The sequence below is a fragment of the Pseudomonas sp. AC463 genome, from assembly GCF_979253585.1.
In genome coordinates, this window is record NZ_CEEDDZ010000003.1 from 92,252 (window position 1) to 110,325 (window position 18,074).

Consider the following 18,074-nt stretch of genomic DNA (forward strand, 5'->3'; position numbering starts at 1 on the left):
GTCCCGTCTTCTGTCCCGCGCGCAGCAATTGAGATGTATTCGTATTCATTGACTGGCCGGTGTTTGCCGGCGCGGGGACCTTTGCATGACTCACACCCTTCACCGCTTGCCAGGGCAGCGCGGGCCCTGGCCGCTGCGCCTGAAAAACACCGCCGGCGCCGGTTTGCTCGGCCTGTGCTGCGCGTTCGGCGCGGTGCCGCAAGCCATGGCGCAGGCACACACTGCGGATAAAGCGGCGCACGGTTTCAGCATTGCAGCCCAACCCCTGGCTGGCGCGTTGATTGCCTTCGGCCAACAGAGCGGGCAACAGGTGAGCGTCGACCCTCAACTGCTCAAGGGCGTGAATTCCCCGGGTGTGAATGGCGACATGAGCAACGACGCCGCCCTCGCCTACCTGCTGCAAGGCACCGGCATCGGCTGGAGTTACCAGGACGGCGCGCTGATGTTCCATCGCCTGCCGAGTGCGGATGCCGGCCCGTTGACGCTGGACAACACCATCGTGCTGGGCTTCACCGAAGAGAACTCGTTCCAGGGCGCCACCGTGATCGACCAACGCGCGATCCAGGCCTTCCCCGGTGCCAACGGTGACATCACCACCCTGCTGCAGATGCACCCCGCCGTGCAGTTCAGCAGTGAACAGAAAAGCTCCAACACCCCCGGTGAAATCGATCCGGCCGACATCAGCATCAACGGCGCCAAGTTCTACCAGAACAATTTCATGATCGATGGCATCTCGATCAACAACGACATCGACCCCGGCGCCCACGGCTATAACGAAACGCGCCAGTTCGACGCTGCCCCCAGCCGCTCCCACGGCATCGCCCTGGACGCCGACCTGCTGCAGGAAGTGAAGGTCTACGACAGCAACGTGCCGGCCGAATACGGTGGTTTCAACGGCGGCGTGGTCGATGCGATCACCCGTCGCCCCAGCCAGGACCTGCACGGCAAGGTGTCCTACTCGATGACCCAATCGGCGTGGACCAAATACCACATCACCGCCCAGGACCAGGAAGCCTTCGACAACGCCTCCAACGAGCAATACCAGCCCGAGTTCAAGAAAACCACAATGCGCGGCATGCTCGAAGGCCACCTCACCGAGGATTTCGGCGGGATTCTGAGCTTCTCGCAGAAGCGCTCAGTGATCCCGCTCAACCGCTATGCCGACGGCTACACCAGCCCCAATGGCGACAACGAAAAAGACCAGACGCGCCAGCTCGACAACTACATGCTCAAGACCTACTGGAACGTCAACGACCGCCTGAGCCTGGACGCGTCGTTCATCAAGGCGCCGCAGGAAAACATCTATTTCCGCGAGAACTACATCAACTCCGGTTTCACCAATATCAACGGCGGCTGGCAGGGTTCGCTCAAGGCGGTGTGGGAAGGCGACTCGGCGCGCTGGACCCACACCGTGGCGCTGACCGACCTCAACAGCTCACGCGAATCCGAGTCCACCGACATGATCGGCTGGTACTACTCCAGCGTGAAAAATTGGGGCATTCCGCTGTCCAGCACTTCACGCAGCGGCGAAGGCGCGTATGGCGACCTGGACCAGACCCAACGCGGCATCGACTACAAACTCAAGGCCGAGTGGCAAGCGTTCAACTGGGGCGGTGCCGAGCATCAGCTCACCGGCGGCATGGAGCTGACCCGCAACGAAGCCACCTGGGAGCGCGGCACTGCCGCCACCTCGGCGCTGGTCGGGAGACGCGACAATATCGCCACCTGCCTCAACAACGACCCGCTCTGCTCCATCGGCCTGATGCTCAACGGCAACACACGCCAGTGGGCCAACACCATCAACGTGTATGGCGCCGGCAAGCTGGACCTGACCGAAACCAAGTACGCGTTCCACCTGCAAGACGCCATCCAGATCGGCAAGCTCGGCCTGCGCCCTGGCGTGCGCTTCGAGGGCGACGACTACATGGAAGGCAAAAACCTCGCGCCACGTTTTGCCGGTGACTACGACTTCTTCGGCGACCGCAGCACCGTGCTGGTGTTCGGCGCCAACCGCTACTACGGGCGCAACCTGTTCAAGTATCGCCTCGCCGATGGTCGCCAGGCCTTCAACACGCGCTACACCCGCACCACCCAGGGCGGCGCCTGGACCGCCGTGCAGGGCAAGAACCAGAACAAATTCTCGGACCTCAACGTGCCCTACGATGACGAGTGGACCCTGGGCCTTGACCAAGTGTGGCTCGACACCGATTTTCGCCTGAAATACGTGCACCGCGAGGGCAAGGACCAGATCGTGCGTGCCTCCAACCGCGTGCTGGGCACCGGCGCCGCCGCCGGCTACGACACCATCTACTACACCTACACCAACGCCGGTTCCAGCGAGACCGACAACATCAGCCTGACCATCACGCCCAAGCAGGAATTCAAATGGCAGGGCACTCGCACCAGCGTGCAGGCGGCCTTTGACTGGTCACAAACCAAGGACGGCTACGGCACCTACGAATCAATCGTCGACGCTGGCGAGTTCGCCGACGACGATGTGATCTACGACGGCAAGCGCATGGCCTACAGCGAACTGCCCGCCGGCGATTTCAACCGCCCCTGGACCGCGCGCCTGACCACCATCACCGAGATCCCGCAGTGGCACCTCACCGTCAGTAACTTCCTGCGTTATCGCGGAGCCTACGAACAGATCGTCGAAACCAGCGCCACCGCCGTGGTCGGTGACGAAACCCTGGCGGTGTACGACTCTGCCGAGGTCAAGGCCGCGCCCACCTGGGACATGCGCGTCAGTTGGGAGATCCCCACCGGCAAGGACCAGGCGCTGTTTGCCGCCGTGGATATCACCAACGTCACCGACCACGTCAACGAGATCGTCGGCAAAAACAGCTCCACCGTCACCTATGAGATCGGCCGCCAATACTGGCTCGAAGTCGGCTACCGCTTCTAATCCACCCCTGATTAGCCTGGACACCCTATGAACAAGATTCTTGCAGGCCTGCTCGGCCCGCTGCTGCTGTGCGCGTGCGCAGCGCCCGTCACCCAAGCGCCGTTGCCATGGGCACCCCAAGTGGTGCGCGGCACACTGGCCAATGGCTTGGAATACCGCCTGGTGCGCAACAGCAGCCAGGCCGGCCGCCTCGACCTGCGCCTGACCGTACGCGCCGGCTCCGTGGATGAAGACGACGACCAGGTCGGCGTAGCGCATATGCTCGAACACCTGACCTTTCGCAGCCGCGCTGGCCAGCCCACGGATTTGCGCGCGCAGATGACTGCACTGGGTTGGGTGCAAGGGCGCAATTTCAACGCGATGACCAGCTACGACCGCACCCAGTATTTGCTCAGCCCGATGGCCGGCAGCACGCAAACACCCGCGGCCCTGTCGATGCTGTCCAAACTGGTGTTCGCCGGCGACTACAACGCCGCTGACCTGGAGCGCGAACGCCCGATCGTCATCGAAGAATGGCGCGGCGGCCTCGGTGTGGCGCAGCGCATGAACGACCAACGCGCGGCCTCGCAGCGGGTCGGCTCGCGCTACCCGGCGCACCGCACCATCGGCAATGAGACGGCGATTCGCGAAGCCTCGCTGGAAGCCTTGCAGCGTTTTCAACAACGCTGGTACGTGCCCAACAACATGATCCTCTCGGTGGTCGGCGACTTCGACCCACAGCAATTGGCGCAGCAGATCGAGCAGGCGTTTGGCGCCCCCAAGGCGAAGCCCTTGCCGGAGCGCGAGCACCGCGAACTGCCGCTTGACGGCCAGCTGAAAATCTTCCGCCTGCAAGACCCGCAAACCGGCAGCAACCAGGTGTCGCTGCTGTTTCGCCTGCACGAACCGGACAGCCGTGGCGCCAGCGCCGATGCGACCCGCGAGCGCTTGATCGACCGCATCACCCTCGCGGCCCTGTTGAACCAACTGCGCCGCCAGCCGCTGCAACCGGGCGTGCGCAGCCTGACCGCGCAAAAGACCCTGATCGGTGAACACTCCAGCGTGCTCGGCATTGCCGCCGGGGTAGAAGGCGCCCATCACGACGCCGCCTTGCAGCAACTGCTGACCGAGCTTGAACGCCTGCGCCAACACGGCCTCACTGCGCAGGACCTGAGCAATGAGCAGGCGAAGATCCGTCGACTGGCAGACGGCATGCTCGCCAAGGACGAGTCGCGCACCTTCGAACAATGGGTGACCACCCTCAACGATGCGGCCGTGCAGAACCGCAGCGTGGTGGCAAGCCATCAGGTCGCGCAAGTCTCCCTGCAAGCCCTCGACAGCATCGACCTCGCGGCCATCAACACACGGTTGCAGCGCTGGCTGAACAGCCCCGACCAGGTACTGCAACTGACCGCGCCAGGTAGCAGCGTGGTGCGCTTGCCCACGGTGGATGAAGTGCAGCAACTGCGCGCGCGCATCGCCCAGACCTCGCTGACGGCGCCCCAGCTTGTCGCACCCGAAGCGCCACCCGTGGTCACCTTCACGCCACCGGCTGCGGGGCAACCCGGCAAGGTCACGGGTAAACGCCGGTTTGCCGCCGAACAGGTCGAACACTGGCAACTGAGCAACGGCGACCGCCTGGTGTGGCTGCGGCGCAATGCCGACAACGGGCAGTGGCGCCTGCAAGCGGAATCCGCCGCCGGCTTCAACCGCCGCGACGTGCCGGGCTGGCGCCTGCAAATGGCCGCGCAACTGGGCAGCGAAAGTGGCGCGCCGGGGCTGGAGGCGTGGCGCAAGCAGCACAAGGCGACGTTGAGCCTGGAACACAGCGCCACGCGCTTGCAGTTGAGCGCGAGCAGCCAGCCTTCCATCAGTGGGTTGACCACCGTGCTGCAAAGCTACCGCCAGAGCCAGGTCAATGCCGTGATCGACGAGGCACTGTTCAGCGCCGCACGCGATGACTTATTGAGCCGCGCCAGCACCCGACCGGACGCCATCGCCGTCGCCCGCCGTGAACTGCGCTACGGCGCCGACACCTGGCAGACTCCCGATCAGGCCGCCCTGGAGCCGCTGCAATCGGCCACCTTGACTGAAGACTGGCGCCAACTGGTACAGGCCCCGGTCACCTACTACCTGATGGCCGACATCGAACCCGCCCAACTGGAAACCGTCGTGCGTGAACAGCTGGCGAATATCCCGCGCGGCGTCGCCCCCCTCACCCACCCTGCCCTGCAACAGCCCGGTCAACGCCGTGCCGACCTGGCCGTCGCGCTGGAGCCGCGCGTGGTGCTCGAAGCCAGCAGCTTCAGCGCACACCCCTGGTCGCCCGAGGCCGCTGCGCGTGTCGCGGCGCTGCGTGAGCTGGCCAACCAGCAACTCAAGCAGCGCCTGCGCGGCGAAGCCTCCGGGGTGTATCGCCTGCGTTTTGACAGCGAACTGAACCCCGACACCCAGCGCATCGAAAGCCAGTTGAGCTTTACCTGTGATCCCCAACGCGCCGAGGAACTGTGGGCCCTGGCCCAGCAAACCCTGGCACAACTGGGCCAATCGGTAGACGCCAAATGGGTCGCGGGCGAACGCGCCGAACTGCGTCGTCAGGAGAAAAAACGCCTGCTCGATCCCACCACCCAATGGCGTCGCCTGGTGCTCAGCGAACATCATTGGCAAGACCCACGCTACTTGAGCCGCCAGGCCGCATTGCCGGATGGCCTGCGCATCGAGCTGCTCAAACCCTTGGCAAGCCAGCTGTTCCCGGCGCATAACCAAGTGCTGCTGCGCGTACTGCCCAAGGCGGACGCCCAGTGAACAGCCTGCGAACCTTCTACCGCCTGGTCGCGCCCTTCTGGCGCCAGCGCAGCCAATGGCTGGGCTGGCTGATGCTGGCCAGCATCATCGGCATGGGCCTGCTGCTCGTGCAGATCAACGTATTGATCAACGCCTGGAGCAAGAGCTTCTACGACACCCTTGGCGCGTTCGACACCCCCGCGTTGTATGCGCTGATGGGCCGTTACGTGATGTACCTGGGCGCCTATGTACTGATCGTGGTCGCGCTGGACTGGGTGCGCAAAGCCCTGGTACTGCGTTGGCGCCAGGCCATGACCGAGCATTTCACGCATGCCTGGCTGGCCGACCAGGCCTTTTACCGCCTGGGGTTGAACGGCGAGCCGGACAACCCCAACCAGCGCATCAGCGAAGACGTGGACATGGTCGCCGACCTGAGCGTGGAGCTGGTCGCATCGTTCATTGTCAATATGGCCCAGGTAGGCGCGTTCATGAGCATCCTGTGGCAGCTCTCCGGGGTGCAAACCTTCACTGTCGGTGAGTACAGCGTCACCCTGTCGGGCTACCTGGTGTGGATCGTGCTGCTGTATACCCTGGCCGGCAGCCTGATTACTCATTGGGTCGGCCGCCCGTTGCACCGTTTGAACGTGGACCGCCAGCACTACGAGGCGGACTTTCGCGCCAGCCTGTTGCGCAAGCGCGAGCACGCCGAGCAGATCGCCCTGTACCGTGGCGAAGCGGTGGAGCGCCAGCACCTGGCCGAGCGCTTCGGCGCCATCGCACGCAATTGGCGCCAGTTGATGGGCCGCGAGCGCAACCTCAGCCTGTTTGTTGTCAGCTATGACCGGCTGAGCCTGATCATTCCAGTGTTTGCCGCGATGCCTGCGTTTCTGGCCAAGACCATCACCCTGGGCGGGCTGATGCAGATCCGCAGCGCGTTCAGTGCGGTGCAAGGTTCGCTCAGTTGGTTTATCAAGCTCTACCCGAAGTTGATGCGCTGGAGTTCGGCGGTGGAGCGGCTGGGGCAGTTTGAGCAGGCGATTGCGGCCAGCCGCTGCCAGGCCAAGGCACCGGTGGTCGGCGATTGTTTGTGCGTGAGCGGCCTGGACGTGTTGCGCCCGGACGCCGGCGTGCTGCTGGCGGATGTGTCGGTGCAGGTGGCGCAAGGCGAATGGCTGTTGATTGCCGGGCGCAGCGGCATTGGCAAATCCACCTTGCTGCGTACCTTGCAGGGCATCTGGCCGTACTGCCGGGGCGGCTGGCAATTGCCGCCGGGGCGCAGCCTGTTGTTGCCGCAAAAGCCTTATCTGCCGAGCATGCCGTTGCGCAACCTGCTGGCGTATCCGGCGGTTGAGGTACCGAGTGCGGCGCGTTTGATGGCCGTGTTGCAGCAGGTCGGTTTGCCGGGCCTGGCGACACGGCTGGATGAGCAAAGCGAATGGGCGCGGGAACTGTCCGGCGGCGAGCAACAGCGCATCGGCCTGGCGCGGGCGCTGCTGTATGCGCCCGACACCCTGTACCTGGATGAAGCCACCAACCAGCTCGACGAGGCCAGCGCCCACGCCTTATTGGTGCTGCTGCGCGCGCAACTGCCTGGCTGCACGGTGATCGGCATCAGCCATCAGGCGGCACTGGTGGCGCTGTTCGATCGCACCTGGTCGCCGTCCTCTATAGAGGCTGGGAACCCATCGCCTTCATCAGCGCAAGGTCCCGTGCATAGATATCCGGCGCGTACACCAGGCTGCCCTGGCGATCCACTTCAACCGTCCAGTAGCCCAGCAACACCGGCACCGGGGTGGCCAGCCTGAATTCGTGGGTCACACCGGTGGCCAATAGTTCATCGGTGCGCGCGCGTTCGGCCGGGGTCACCAGCAGGTCGCGCAGCAGCAACGGCTGCTCTACCCTCACACACCCCGAACTGAACGCGCGCGGGCCTTTGGTAAACAGCGGCTGGCTCGGGGTGTCGTGCAGGTACACCGAGTAGGGGTTGGGAAAGCGCATCACGATCTTGCCCAGCGGGTTACGCGGGCCGGCTTCCTGGCGCAGCAGGATATTGCCCGGGCGCGCCCAGTCGATCTGCTCCGGCGCCAGCGGGTGACCTTCGGCGTCGAGCACTTGCAGGTTCTGCTGGCGCAGGTACTCGGGGTTGAGGCGGATGGCCGGCAGTTTGTCCTCGCGCATGATGGTCGGCGGGATGGTCCAGGTGGGGTTGAGGGTCAGCCGCGTGATGCGCGATTTGAGCAGCGGCGTCTGGCGCTCGGCGCGCCCCACTTGCAGGCGGGTTTGCCACACCGGGATGCCGCTCTGGTAGACGCTCAATTGCGCGGCGGCGACGTTGACCAGCACGCCTTCAGGTTCCAGGTCCTGGGCCAGCCAGCGGAAACGTTCGAGGTTGATGCGCAGTTGCTCGCGGCGAATCGCCGGGCTGATATTCAGTTCGGTCACCGTGCCGGCGCCGATCACGCCGTCGGCCTGCAAGGAATGGCTGAGCTGGAAGGCCTTGACCGCCGTGACCAGTTCAGGCCGGTATTGCTGGCCGCCGCCCTTGGGCTCGTTGGCCAGATAGCCGCCGCTGTGCAGGCGTCGCGCCAGTTCCGGTACGCGCGGGTCGTCCATGCCGGGGCGCAACAACGGGCCACTGGCGATCGGGTCCCAATGCGGCAACGGTTGCAGGCGCACGCTGGAATAGGCGTTGCGCAGGCTGCGGTAGAGGTCGGCGCTGGGGCGTGCCTGGTCGAATGCCTGGGCCATGTCTTGCAGGCCGACGGCGGCGAACGCCAGCACTTCGGTGCTGGGGTCGTGGGCCGGTGGCTGGGAATGCCACAGGGGTTCGAAACGTGACTGCTGCAGCCGGCCGTAGTGCAGATCCTGCAAGGCTTGCAGGTACTGACGGCTGCTGGCGATATCGCTGCACAGCACGTTGGCCGTGGCGTCTGGCGCAGGCAGGCTATAGTGGGTGGGGTCCAGGCCGTCGTCGGCGAGCAGCAGCAGCTGGGCTTGCAACGCGTCGCGGCGCTCGGCAGCCGACCACAGCGGCACGTCGCCCTGCTGCTGGTAAAAGGCTTGCAGTCGCGACTGGACGGCGGCGTCGACCTGCGGCGCGAGGCTGGGGCAAACGCTGGCCAGTTGCGCCAGGGCCTGTTGCACCGGCGCCGTATTCACCAGGATCGGCGGGGCCACGGGTAATGCGGCGTCCGGCAGCGCGTCGGCTGTCGCGACCAATGGTGCAACGAGCAGGCAAATGCTCAAGTAACATGCGTGTTTTTTGAACAATAGCTTTGCTCCAATCCACAGCGGGGGCTGTACTGTAGATGCTGACTTTTTTGTGTCGCCTGGGTTTGATCACCGTAAGCCTGGCTGTGTTGAGCAATTCTGCGCTCGCCGCCAATGGCAACCCTCCTACCTTGTATAGCAGCCTGGCGCGCTCGGCTCCAGAACTCAATCCGACTGTGCTGAAAAGTGCCCTGAACGCGGTGCAATGTGCAGTCAATAGTGGCGAGGAACGCTCCGAGCGCCTGGCCGTGATTGACTATTCCCAGCCTTCTACCGCTCGTCGGCTGTGGATCTTCGACCTGCGCAAAAAGACCCTGGTGCTGCGTGACCTGGTGGCCCATGGGGCCAAGTCCGGGGAAAATTTTGCCACCCAGTTTTCCAACCTCGAAGGCAGCCACCAATCCAGCCTGGGGCTGTTCCGTACCCAGGAAAGTTACCTCGGCACCCACGGCTATTCACTGCGCATGGACGGCCTGGAGCCAGGCTTCAACGACCAGGCCCGCGACCGCGCCATCGTGATTCACGCGGCTGACTATGTGAGCCCGCTGTGGAGCAAGCGCGAAGGCCGCATCGGCCGCAGCCAGGGTTGCCCGGCCGTGCGTCCGCAAGTGGCGCGCCAGGTGGTGGATAAGCTCAAGGATGGCCAGTTCATGTTTTCCTGGTACCCCGACCAGCGCTGGCTGAAGTCTTCGACGCTACTCAATTGCAAGCCCCAGCAGGTGGCGAGTAGTCGTACAATCCGTGGCGGATAGCCTGAGCCACCGATAAAAGAGAGCGTCGAATGCTTCTACATACTTCCACCTGGATCGAGATCGAGCAGTTCCTGGAGCGCAGCCGCACGGTGGTGATCCCCATCGGCTCCAACGAACAGCATGGCCCCACCGGCCTGCTGGGCACCGACTGGATGTGCCCGGAAATCATCGCCCATGCGGCGCAGAAAAACGCCGACATCCTCATCGGCCCCACCTTCAATATCGGCATGGCCCAGCATCACCTGGGTTTTCCCGGCACCATCTCCCTGCGCCCGTCCACTTTTATTGCCGCGATTGGTGACTGGGTGCGTTCGCTGGCCGGGCATGGTTTCGAGAAAATCCTCTTCCTCAATGGCCATGGCGGCAATATCGCGACAATTGAAGCGGCGTTTTCCGAGCTGTACGCCGAAGCCAGCTTCGCCCGTCGCCCAGCCGGCTTTGCGCTGAAACTGGTGAACTGGTGGGACCTGGAAGGCGTGAGCGAGCTGGCCCACCGCCAATTCCCGGTCGGCCATGGCAGCCATGCCACACCGTCGGAAATTGCGGTGACGCAATGGGCGTACCCGGAATCGATCAAGTCGGCTGACTACTCGCCACAAATCGCCAACACCGGGCCGATCCGCGAAGCCCTGGACTTCCGCGCACGCTTCCCCGACGGGCGCATGGGCTCGGACCCGGCTCTGGCGACGGTGGAGAAAGGCGGTGAGTTGGTGAAGTTGGCGGCGACTGGGCTGGTCAAGGTCGTTGACAACTTCAGCAACGAAGCCAAACCCTAAGCCAAACACATAGCAAAATGTGGGAGGGGGCAAGTCGAATCGTCGCACCGCCCCTCCCACATTTGAATGGTGTGTTACTTACACTCTTGCGCTGCCAGCTCAAGCCGCGACGGCGTCAGTGCCGAGGCCAGCGGCTTGCGCTCATACAAAAACACCTTGCCGCCGTCGCCGGCCTTGTAGGCCTCCAGCACATCATCTGCCGCAATCTTGCTGGTCAACACCACCTTGGCGTGACGCGAGTTCTGCGTCACGGTGGAGGTAATGCCGTGTTTTTCCAGCTTGGGCAGTACGCACTGCACATAGGCTTCAGGCCCCTTGCTGGTTTGCAGGGTCATGGTTGGAGCGTTAGGGGCGGAAACACAGCCGGCCAGCAACAGAGTGGCGGCCGGTACAAATAAAGAGCGCATGAAAAAATCCTGACGATAAAAATAAAAGTTCATTTCAACTCGCACGAACCAGCGCCTTGAGCGATGCATCGAACTGCTTCAAGGCATCGAGCTGCACATCCCGCTGCTGCTCGATCTGCGCGGCAATCTCCGGTGCGGCCTTATCGCGCACCCACACCGACGGCAGTTGCTTGTGCATCGAGCCCTCTGCCTTGGCGATGTATTGCAGGTTGGCGTCATAGAACCGCGCCACAAACCGCGCCTCGACCTGATCGTTACGCTGGGTCAGCAGTTGATTATGGGTATCGAGCATCACCACCACATCGGGGTGCGCCTGCACCAGGGCATCCAGGTTGTCGTAAACCGTCACCGACAAAAAGGTGCCTTGCAGCGAACTCATCAACCAGTCAATGGCCAGTTCCGGGTCGGAGCTGTTGACGAACGCCTGGCGGATACGCCCGTCGAGGGCACCCTTGGCGCCATTCAAGGCCATGTCGTGGTAGCGTTCAAGGTAGCTGAGGTTGTCGCGGGTGTTATCGCTCAGCAATACACCCACCGATTGCGCGCGCTGGAGGGAGTCTACGCTACCAACGATAGGTAGCAAATGGCCGGTAGGTGGTTCAGCGGCGATTGCCGCATTGTTCACCACCACGGTGCCCAGCATCAGAATCATTAGACCAAGCTGAATAATCGTCCTCATCGCGCATTTCCTTGAACAGCGTCTCGATGGAGGCGATTTTGCGCTTTCCCGGCAAAAACAGAACTTGCGATGCGTGATGGTGACTATTATCTGAACCGATAGTGCACCCATAAAATCTATAAGGACCACGCCATGAAGCCCCACCAGAAAACCTTCGACCGCATCCGCGAAGCCGTCCTGCCGGAGTTTCGCGAGCGGGTCGCCGATTACCTGGTCGACTATGAAAACGTGCTGCAAGACGATACTGCCGACACCGCGCAAGCCAACGCCAGCGCCCAGCAATTGCGTGGCTACCTGCGTGGTTTGAACACCACGCGGGTGCTGGGCATGGCCGACTGGGAGGACCTCGACCGGCGCGTAGCGCAGATGACCGCGGGCGCTACAACCCAGGACGTTGCTGGTTGACCCACTCCTGCACCGAGGGCCGCTGCCACTGGCGTTGCGCGTAAGCCACCAGCTCGGCGGGTACGTTGTCGCCGTTGAGGATCAGGCGATTGAGCATGATCGCCAAGTCCACATCGACAATCGACCACTCGTCAAACAGGTTCGCCGGGTTACCCGCCAGCAGTACCTGCGCGCCATTGATCAAACGGCTGGCAGCCGCTTCAGCCACCGGCGACAACGGCGGCATCTGCTGCCCGCAGAACACCACCAGGGTAGAGCGCTCCTGGCGAATCGGCAGCAAGTCGCTGCGCAACCACGCCTGCACCTGCCGCGCCCTCGCCCGCTGCTTGGGGTCGGCCGGGTACACCGGCGTGCCGGGGTAGGTGTCCTCCAGATACTCGGTGATCGCCGAAGACTCCGACAACGCAAAATCGCCCTCCACCAGGGTCGGCACCCGCTGGGTCACAGACAGCCGCGCGAAGTCGGCCGTCTGGTTTTGTGCGGCGTCCAGGTCCAGGGTAAGCAGGTCGAAGGCCAGGCCTTTTTCGCGCAGGGTGACGAACACCGACATGGCGTAAGGGCTGGTGTAGATCGAATCAACATATAGACGCAGCGGGCTCTGGCTCATGGGCACTCTCCTTGAATGAGCCTTAACGCTACGAGATGTACGCGCAGAAAGACAATGCAGGGTTTTTATGGGGGCATTCCTGGTGGGAATAGCGCACTAGCCGGCAAAGCCGCCCGACTCAAGGTGGGAGGGGGCTTGCCCCCGATAGCAGTGGGTCAGTCGCCATCTACATGCCTGACATACCGCCATCGGGAGCAAGCCCCCTCCCACATTGGGTCTCCTGTGTGGCTTAGAAATCCACCGTGGCCGACAGCTTCACCGTGCGGGGCTCGCCCTGGGTCAGGTAGTTGTTGGCGGTCGAGGCCGAGGCCCAGTACGCTTTGTCGGCCACGTTCTCGACGTTGGCGCGCAGGGTGATGTACTTGTCGTCGGCCTTGAAGCCATAGCGGGCGCCGAGGTCGACGCGGGTCCAGGCCGGGATGCTCAGATTGTTCGCCGCGTCGAGGTATTCACCCCCGGTACGCAACAGCCGCGCGTTGACCGCCGCGCCCTGGATGCCCGGGATGTCCCAATCGGCACCGAGGTTGTACTGGAAACGCGGCACGCCGGCGGCGCGGTTACCGTCGGTGAGGCCGTTGGAGGTGTTTTGCAACTCGGTGCGCATCCAGGTCGCACCGGCCAGCAGGCGCAAGCCGTCGACCGGTTCGCCAAAGACGTTGAGTTCCACGCCCTTGTTGATTTGCTCACCGTCGACGCTGAACGTGCTGCTGCCATTGGGGTTGGTGCGGGTGGAGCTGTTCGGCTGCTCGATGCGATACACCCCAAGGGTTGCACCAAAGCTGTCCCAATCGAGCTTCACCCCGGCTTCGGTCTGTTTGCTGCGATTGGGGGCGAAGGTGACATTCGGGTTGGTCACTCCGGTCGAGGGCGATGTCGGCCCCTGCGCCAGGCCTTCGATGCGGTTGGCATACAACGACACGTGTCCCCACGGCTTGACCACCAGGCCGTAGACCGGCGTGGTGATCGATTCGTCGTAATTGGCATTGCGCACGCCGGCGGTGGTGCTCCACGCGTCCACTTCGATGGTCTGGCGGCGCACGCCCACGGTCAGCAACACGCGATCGTCGATAAAGCCCAAGGTATCCGACACCGCCGCGCTCTTCATGCGGTTCTTGCCGACGATACGCGGGTCATGAATATCGCTGCCGAAGTAGGTCACGCTCGGGCGCGGAGTCTGGATCGGGTTGTACAGGTTACCCGGTTGGCGGTTGGCCCGCAGTATCGCCTCGAAGGCCGAACGCTGCTCTCCCCAGATCCCCGACAAGCCGAAGTTCATCTGATGGGTCACCGAGCCGGTGTTGAAATGCCCGTTCAAGCCGCCCATGGCGCTCTTGTTGTCTTCATCGTGGGGCGAGTACAAAAAGCCGACCTGCCCGGCGCCGTTGTTGCCCACGTACAGCGACGAGTACTGGCCGTTTTCCCGCGTGTGCTTGGCGCCGCCGCCTACATAGGCGGTCCAGTTTTCATTCAAGTCATATTCGGCGTTGAACATGCCGTAGGTGTCTTCCAGCTCCGACCAGCTCCAGTCCTGGGCGTAGTTGTGCTTGGCCGACGGAGCCTTGGGCACCTTGGTGCCGTTGGGGTATACCACCGAGCGGCCATTGTTGATGCGCTCTTTCTGGTAGCCGAAGTCGGTGGACACGCGCAGGCGCTCGCCACGGTAATCCAGGGCAATGGCCACCAGCTGCGAGCTTTTGAATTCATCATCGATAGCCGTGTCGCCGCCATGCCGGGCCAGGTTGACCCGCGCGCCGAAGCGGTTGTCTTCGCCAAAGCGCTGGCCCAGGTCGAGGTGGCCGCCGGCCTGGCCGTCGGTGGTGGTGTCGAGGGTGACGCTGCGGGTGGCGATGTCTTCGGCGCGCTTGGGCACCAGGTTGACGCTGCCACCAATGCCGGTGCCGGCCGGCGACACACCGTTGACGAAGGCATTCGGGCCTTTGAACAGCTCGACGCGCTCCAGCGCCTCGGTGGTGATGATCTGCCGAGGCAGCACGCCGTACAGGCCGTTGAAGGCAATGTCATCGGTGCTCAGCGGCAAGCCACGGATAGTGAACACCTGGGAAAAGTTGCCGAACCCCGAAGACTGACGCACCGACGCGTCGTTAAGCAGCACATCACCCACGGTGCGTGCCTGCTGGTCGGCGATGGTCTTGGCGGTGTAGCTGACCACACTGAACGGCACGTCGCTGATCGAGCGATTACCCAACACACCGAGCCGCGCCGAGCGCGCCACCTGGCCACCGCCGTAGGTGTCAGCCTGCGCCCCGCTCGCCTCGGCGCTGATGGTGGTGGCGCCCAGTTGCAGCGCATCGCCGGTGGCCTCGGGCACTACGGTGTAACCGTTCGCCCCGGTGCTTTGCAAGGTGTAGCCGCTGCCTTGCAGCAACTGCATGAAACCGGACTGCGCGGTGTAGCTGCCCTGCAACCCTGCACTCTGCTGACCATTGAGCAGCGTGGAGTCAAACGACAACGGCACCCCCGACTGCGCCGCGAACTGCGCCAACACATTGCCCAAAGGCCCCGGCGCAAGGGTGTAGCTGCGCGCCGCGCTGGTCGCGGCGGCGTCGGCGGCCACGGCACTGTGCAGTGGTGCGATGGCCGCCAAGGCAACGGCCAGGCTCAAGGCCTTCAAGGGGCGAATGGGGTGCGGTGTGAAGGTCATGGGCATTCCTGTCGGCGCGGTGCAACGTTGAGGGTTCTCCCCTACACCGCGCGACAACGAAAAAGGTATCAGCGAAAGATAAAAAAGATTCAGCGCGGCTCGAGCGTCACCCAGTAGCCGGTCAGGCTGCTGACTTTTACCGGCAGGGTGTCCTGCAACAGGCGCAGGCTGGCGTCGGTGTCACGCAGGGGGAAGGCCCCGGAAACGCTCAAACCGGCCACGCTGGCGTGGCAGCGCAGCACGCCACGGCGGTAGCGGCCCAGTTCGTCGAGCAAATCCGCCAGGCGCATGTGCTGGGCCAAGAGCATGCCGTTTTCCCAGGTCAGCGCGCTGCGGTCCAACGGCGCCACGGCCGCCACGCTGTCGCCGCCAAAGGCACTCTGCTCACCGGCCTTGAGGATCAGCCCGCGGCTGGCACGCGCGGGCAGCATTTCTACCGCACCTTCGAGCACCGCCACGCGGCTGCTGTGCTCGCCCACGCGCACGCTGAAATGCGTGCCCAGCGCACGCGCCGTGCCATGGCGGGTCTGCACGATAAACGCGCGATGGGTGGGCGCGGGGTCTTTGGCGGTGGTGATCATCACCTCGCCTTGCAGCAGGTCGATGCGCCGCACCTGGTCGGTGAAGGCAATATTCAACGAGCTGGCAGTGTTGATCAGCAGCCGCGTACCGTCGGGCAAGGTCAGGTCGCGTTGCTCGCCGATGGCGGTGTGCTGGTCGGCCGTCCAGGCCTGCCAGGGCTTTTGCTGCCAGGCCAGCCAGGTCGCGGGGCCCGCCAGCAGCAACAGCCCGAGGGCCTGGCGGCGGCCAAGGGATTTTTTGCGGCCGATACGCTTGAGGGTGTCGCCGGCAATCAACGCCGGCACGCTGTTGAAATCACCGAGCACCGCCTGAGCACGCTGCCAGGCCTGGGCGTGCTGGGCGCTGCGGCCCTGCCATTGGGCGATGGCGCGGCGGTCTTCGTCGGTGGCGCTGCCGGATTGCAACTGCACCATCCAGTCGGCGGCTTCGCCGAGGATCAGCGGGTCGATCGACGGGTTCATGCCACGCTCAGGCAGGCGAGGAACGCATCGCGCATATAGCGTTTGACCGACACCAGCGACACCTTCAATTCATCGGCGATCTGCTGATAGGTCAGGCCGTCGATCTGCGCCATCAGGAACGCCTGGCGGGTTTTCTCCGGCAAGTCGCGCAGCATGGCTTCGATACGGTACAGCGCTTCGAGGATCAGCCAGCGGGTTTCCGGCGACGGCACTTGCTGCTCGGGCAGGTGGGCGATGGTTTCCAGATAGGCGCGTTCGACTTCCTGGCGGCGCCAGCTGTCGATCATCAGGCCTTTGGCGATATGGGTCAGCAAGGCGCGCGGTTCGCTGCCGAAACCGCCGCTGCCGGGGCGGGTCAGCAGGCGCATGAAGGTGTCGTGTGCCAGGTCGGCCGCGTCGTTGGCATTGCCCAGCTTGCGGTCGAGCCAGCGGTACAACCATCCGTGGTGTTCGCAGTACAAATCCTGGATTGGCAGATTGAGGGAGGACGACATGCGAGTCACCGGCGCCGGGGCCAAGGAGTAATTAAGAATTGATCGCATTCTAATCTGCACAACGAAGCACGGCAACGCGTTAATTAATGTTATAGGATAACGCCCTCTTTCCGCCCTGCCCTGTGATCCTTGCCCATGACCGACGCTGTTCCCCTGCGCCAACGCCTGCTTTGCATCGACGCCCTGCGCGGCTTGGTCATCCTGTTTATGCTGCTCGACCACGTGCGCGAAACCTTCCTGCTGCACCGACAGGTCAGCGACCCGATGAGCATCGACAGCACCGAACCCGTGCTGTTTATCAGCCGCACCCTGGCGCATCTGTGCGCGCCGGTGTTTGTGTTGCTCACCGGTTTGTCGGCGTTTTTGTACGGCCAGAAATATCAGGGCCGGCGCGACGTGTCGGCGTTCCTGTTCAAGCGCGGGCTGTTTCTGGTGGTACTGGAATTTACCCTGGTCAACTTCGCCTGGACCTTCCAACTGCCGCCCAGCGTGATCTACATGCAAGTGATCTGGGCGATTGGCGTGAGCATGCTCGCCCTCGCCGCGCTGGTGTGGTTGCCGCGCCCGCTGCTGATCGCGGTGGCGCTGGTGATCATCGGCGGGCACAACCTGCTGGATGGCCTGCATTTCGCGCCCGGTTCCGCGTTGCAAAACGGCTGGGCGATCCTGCACGAACGCAGCTGGATCGACGTGACTGACAGCCTGCGCCTGCGTATCACCTACCCGGTGCTGCCGTGGATCGGCGTGATTGCCTTGGGTTACGCCCTCGGCCCATGGTTCGCGAACGCCACCCAACCGGCCGTGCGCCAGCGCTATCTGTTGCTGTCGGGCGTAGGTGCATTGGTGGGGTTCGTGGTGTTGCGCGCGGCCAACAGCTATGGCGAGAAGCCCTGGCAGGCGTACGAGAGCGGTGTGCAGACGCTGATGAGCTTCTTCAATGTCACCAAGTACCCGCCTTCGCTGCTGTTTCTGGCGCTGACCCTGGGCATCGGCTTGCTGGTGCTGCTGGCGTTTGAACGTGTGGGGCACAAGCGTTGGATCAGCGTGCTGGCGGTGTTTGGTGCGGCGCCGATGTTCTTTTATCTGCTGCACCTGTATGTGCTGAAAGTGCTGTATGTGGCGTGTGTTGCGCTGTTGGGCTTGAACCACGGCAACTACTTTGGCTTTGAGAGCATGGGGGCGGTCTGGCTGGTGGCGCTGCTGTTGCCATTGGCGCTTTACCCGCCGGTGCACTGGTTCGCCAGGCTCAAGGCGCGACGTCGCGACCTGGCCTGGCTTAAATACCTCTGACCTGACTCCCACAATGCC

The 18,074-nt window shown here is 63.5% G+C and carries 13 protein-coding genes and 1 pseudogene; 7 read left to right on the top strand and 7 right to left on the bottom strand.

What is annotated here, in order from left to right:
- Window positions 1-85 precede the first annotated feature (85 nt).
- From AC0IYH_RS04450 to AC0IYH_RS04460, 3 genes and pseudogenes are all read left to right on the top strand, one after another.
- Window positions 86-2,908: a secretin and TonB N-terminal domain-containing protein gene (locus tag AC0IYH_RS04450; protein ID WP_471833073.1), complete on the top strand. Its 2,823-nt coding sequence runs from the start codon at window positions 86-88 to the stop codon at window positions 2,906-2,908.
- A 27-nt stretch (window positions 2,909-2,935) separates the two neighbouring features.
- Window positions 2,936-5,692, top strand: a complete 2,757-nt coding sequence (locus AC0IYH_RS04455) for a M16 family metallopeptidase (RefSeq protein ID WP_471833074.1) — start codon at window positions 2,936-2,938, stop codon at window positions 5,690-5,692.
- A pseudogene (locus AC0IYH_RS04460) lies at window positions 5,689-7,194 on the top strand (ABC transporter ATP-binding protein/permease); the annotation flags it as partial. The gene AC0IYH_RS04455 and the pseudogene AC0IYH_RS04460, both read left to right, overlap by 4 nt.
- 142 nt (window positions 7,195-7,336) lie before the next feature.
- On the opposite strand, the gene AC0IYH_RS04465 reads toward AC0IYH_RS04460, so the two are convergent.
- Window positions 7,337-8,941, bottom strand: a complete 1,605-nt coding sequence (locus tag AC0IYH_RS04465; RefSeq protein WP_471833075.1) for a L,D-transpeptidase family protein — start codon at window positions 8,939-8,941, stop codon at window positions 7,337-7,339.
- A gap of 38 nt (window positions 8,942-8,979) precedes the next feature.
- Here AC0IYH_RS04465 and AC0IYH_RS04470 point away from each other — a divergent pair, with 38 nt between their 5' ends.
- Both AC0IYH_RS04470 and AC0IYH_RS04475 read left to right on the top strand, forming a co-directional pair.
- Entirely contained in the window at window positions 8,980-9,693 is a 714-nt protein-coding gene (locus tag AC0IYH_RS04470; RefSeq protein ID WP_116628844.1) for a murein L,D-transpeptidase catalytic domain family protein, read from the top strand.
- Between the two features lie 29 nt (window positions 9,694-9,722).
- A complete protein-coding gene (locus tag AC0IYH_RS04475) occupies window positions 9,723-10,469 on the top strand; it encodes a creatininase family protein (RefSeq protein ID WP_116628843.1) in 747 nt (248 codons plus the stop codon).
- A gap of 74 nt (window positions 10,470-10,543) precedes the next feature.
- Here AC0IYH_RS04475 and AC0IYH_RS04480 read toward each other — a convergent pair whose 3' ends face one another.
- Entirely contained in the window at window positions 10,544-10,876 is a 333-nt protein-coding gene (locus tag AC0IYH_RS04480; RefSeq protein WP_116629033.1) for a hypothetical protein, read from the bottom strand.
- A gap of 34 nt (window positions 10,877-10,910) precedes the next feature.
- A complete protein-coding gene (locus AC0IYH_RS04485; protein WP_471833076.1) occupies window positions 10,911-11,555 on the bottom strand; it encodes an ATPase in 645 nt (214 codons plus the stop codon).
- A gap of 132 nt (window positions 11,556-11,687) precedes the next feature.
- Here AC0IYH_RS04485 and AC0IYH_RS04490 point away from each other — a divergent pair, with 132 nt between their 5' ends.
- Complete coding sequence (locus AC0IYH_RS04490) at window positions 11,688-11,960, top strand: hypothetical protein (protein ID WP_116628841.1); 273 nt, start codon at window positions 11,688-11,690, stop codon at window positions 11,958-11,960.
- Here AC0IYH_RS04490 and yfcF read toward each other — a convergent pair.
- The 4 genes from yfcF to AC0IYH_RS04510 all read right to left on the bottom strand — a co-directional run bounded on the left by yfcF (window position 11,935) and on the right by AC0IYH_RS04510 (window position 16,766).
- Window positions 11,935-12,567: a glutathione transferase gene (yfcF, locus tag AC0IYH_RS04495; RefSeq protein ID WP_471833077.1), complete on the bottom strand. Its 633-nt coding sequence runs from the start codon at window positions 12,565-12,567 to the stop codon at window positions 11,935-11,937. The two genes, AC0IYH_RS04490 and yfcF, sit on opposite strands and share 26 nt — an antisense overlap.
- 229 nt (window positions 12,568-12,796) lie before the next feature.
- Window positions 12,797-15,229 carry a TonB-dependent siderophore receptor gene (locus tag AC0IYH_RS04500; protein WP_471833078.1) on the bottom strand — a complete coding sequence of 811 codons (2,433 nt, stop codon included), beginning with the start codon at window positions 15,227-15,229 and terminating at the stop codon, window positions 12,797-12,799.
- Between the two features lie 89 nt (window positions 15,230-15,318).
- Window positions 15,319-16,272: a FecR domain-containing protein gene (locus AC0IYH_RS04505; protein WP_122771805.1), complete on the bottom strand. Its 954-nt coding sequence runs from the start codon at window positions 16,270-16,272 to the stop codon at window positions 15,319-15,321.
- Window positions 16,269-16,766, bottom strand: coding sequence for a sigma-70 family RNA polymerase sigma factor (locus AC0IYH_RS04510; protein ID WP_116628837.1), 498 nt, complete (start codon window positions 16,764-16,766; stop codon window positions 16,269-16,271). The genes AC0IYH_RS04505 and AC0IYH_RS04510 overlap by 4 nt, the downstream gene beginning before the upstream one ends.
- A gap of 135 nt (window positions 16,767-16,901) precedes the next feature.
- On the opposite strand from AC0IYH_RS04510, the gene AC0IYH_RS04515 reads away from it, so the two are divergent.
- Entirely contained in the window at window positions 16,902-18,056 is a 1,155-nt protein-coding gene (locus AC0IYH_RS04515; RefSeq protein ID WP_122771804.1) for an acetyltransferase domain-containing protein, read from the top strand.
- Window positions 18,057-18,074 lie beyond the last annotated feature (18 nt).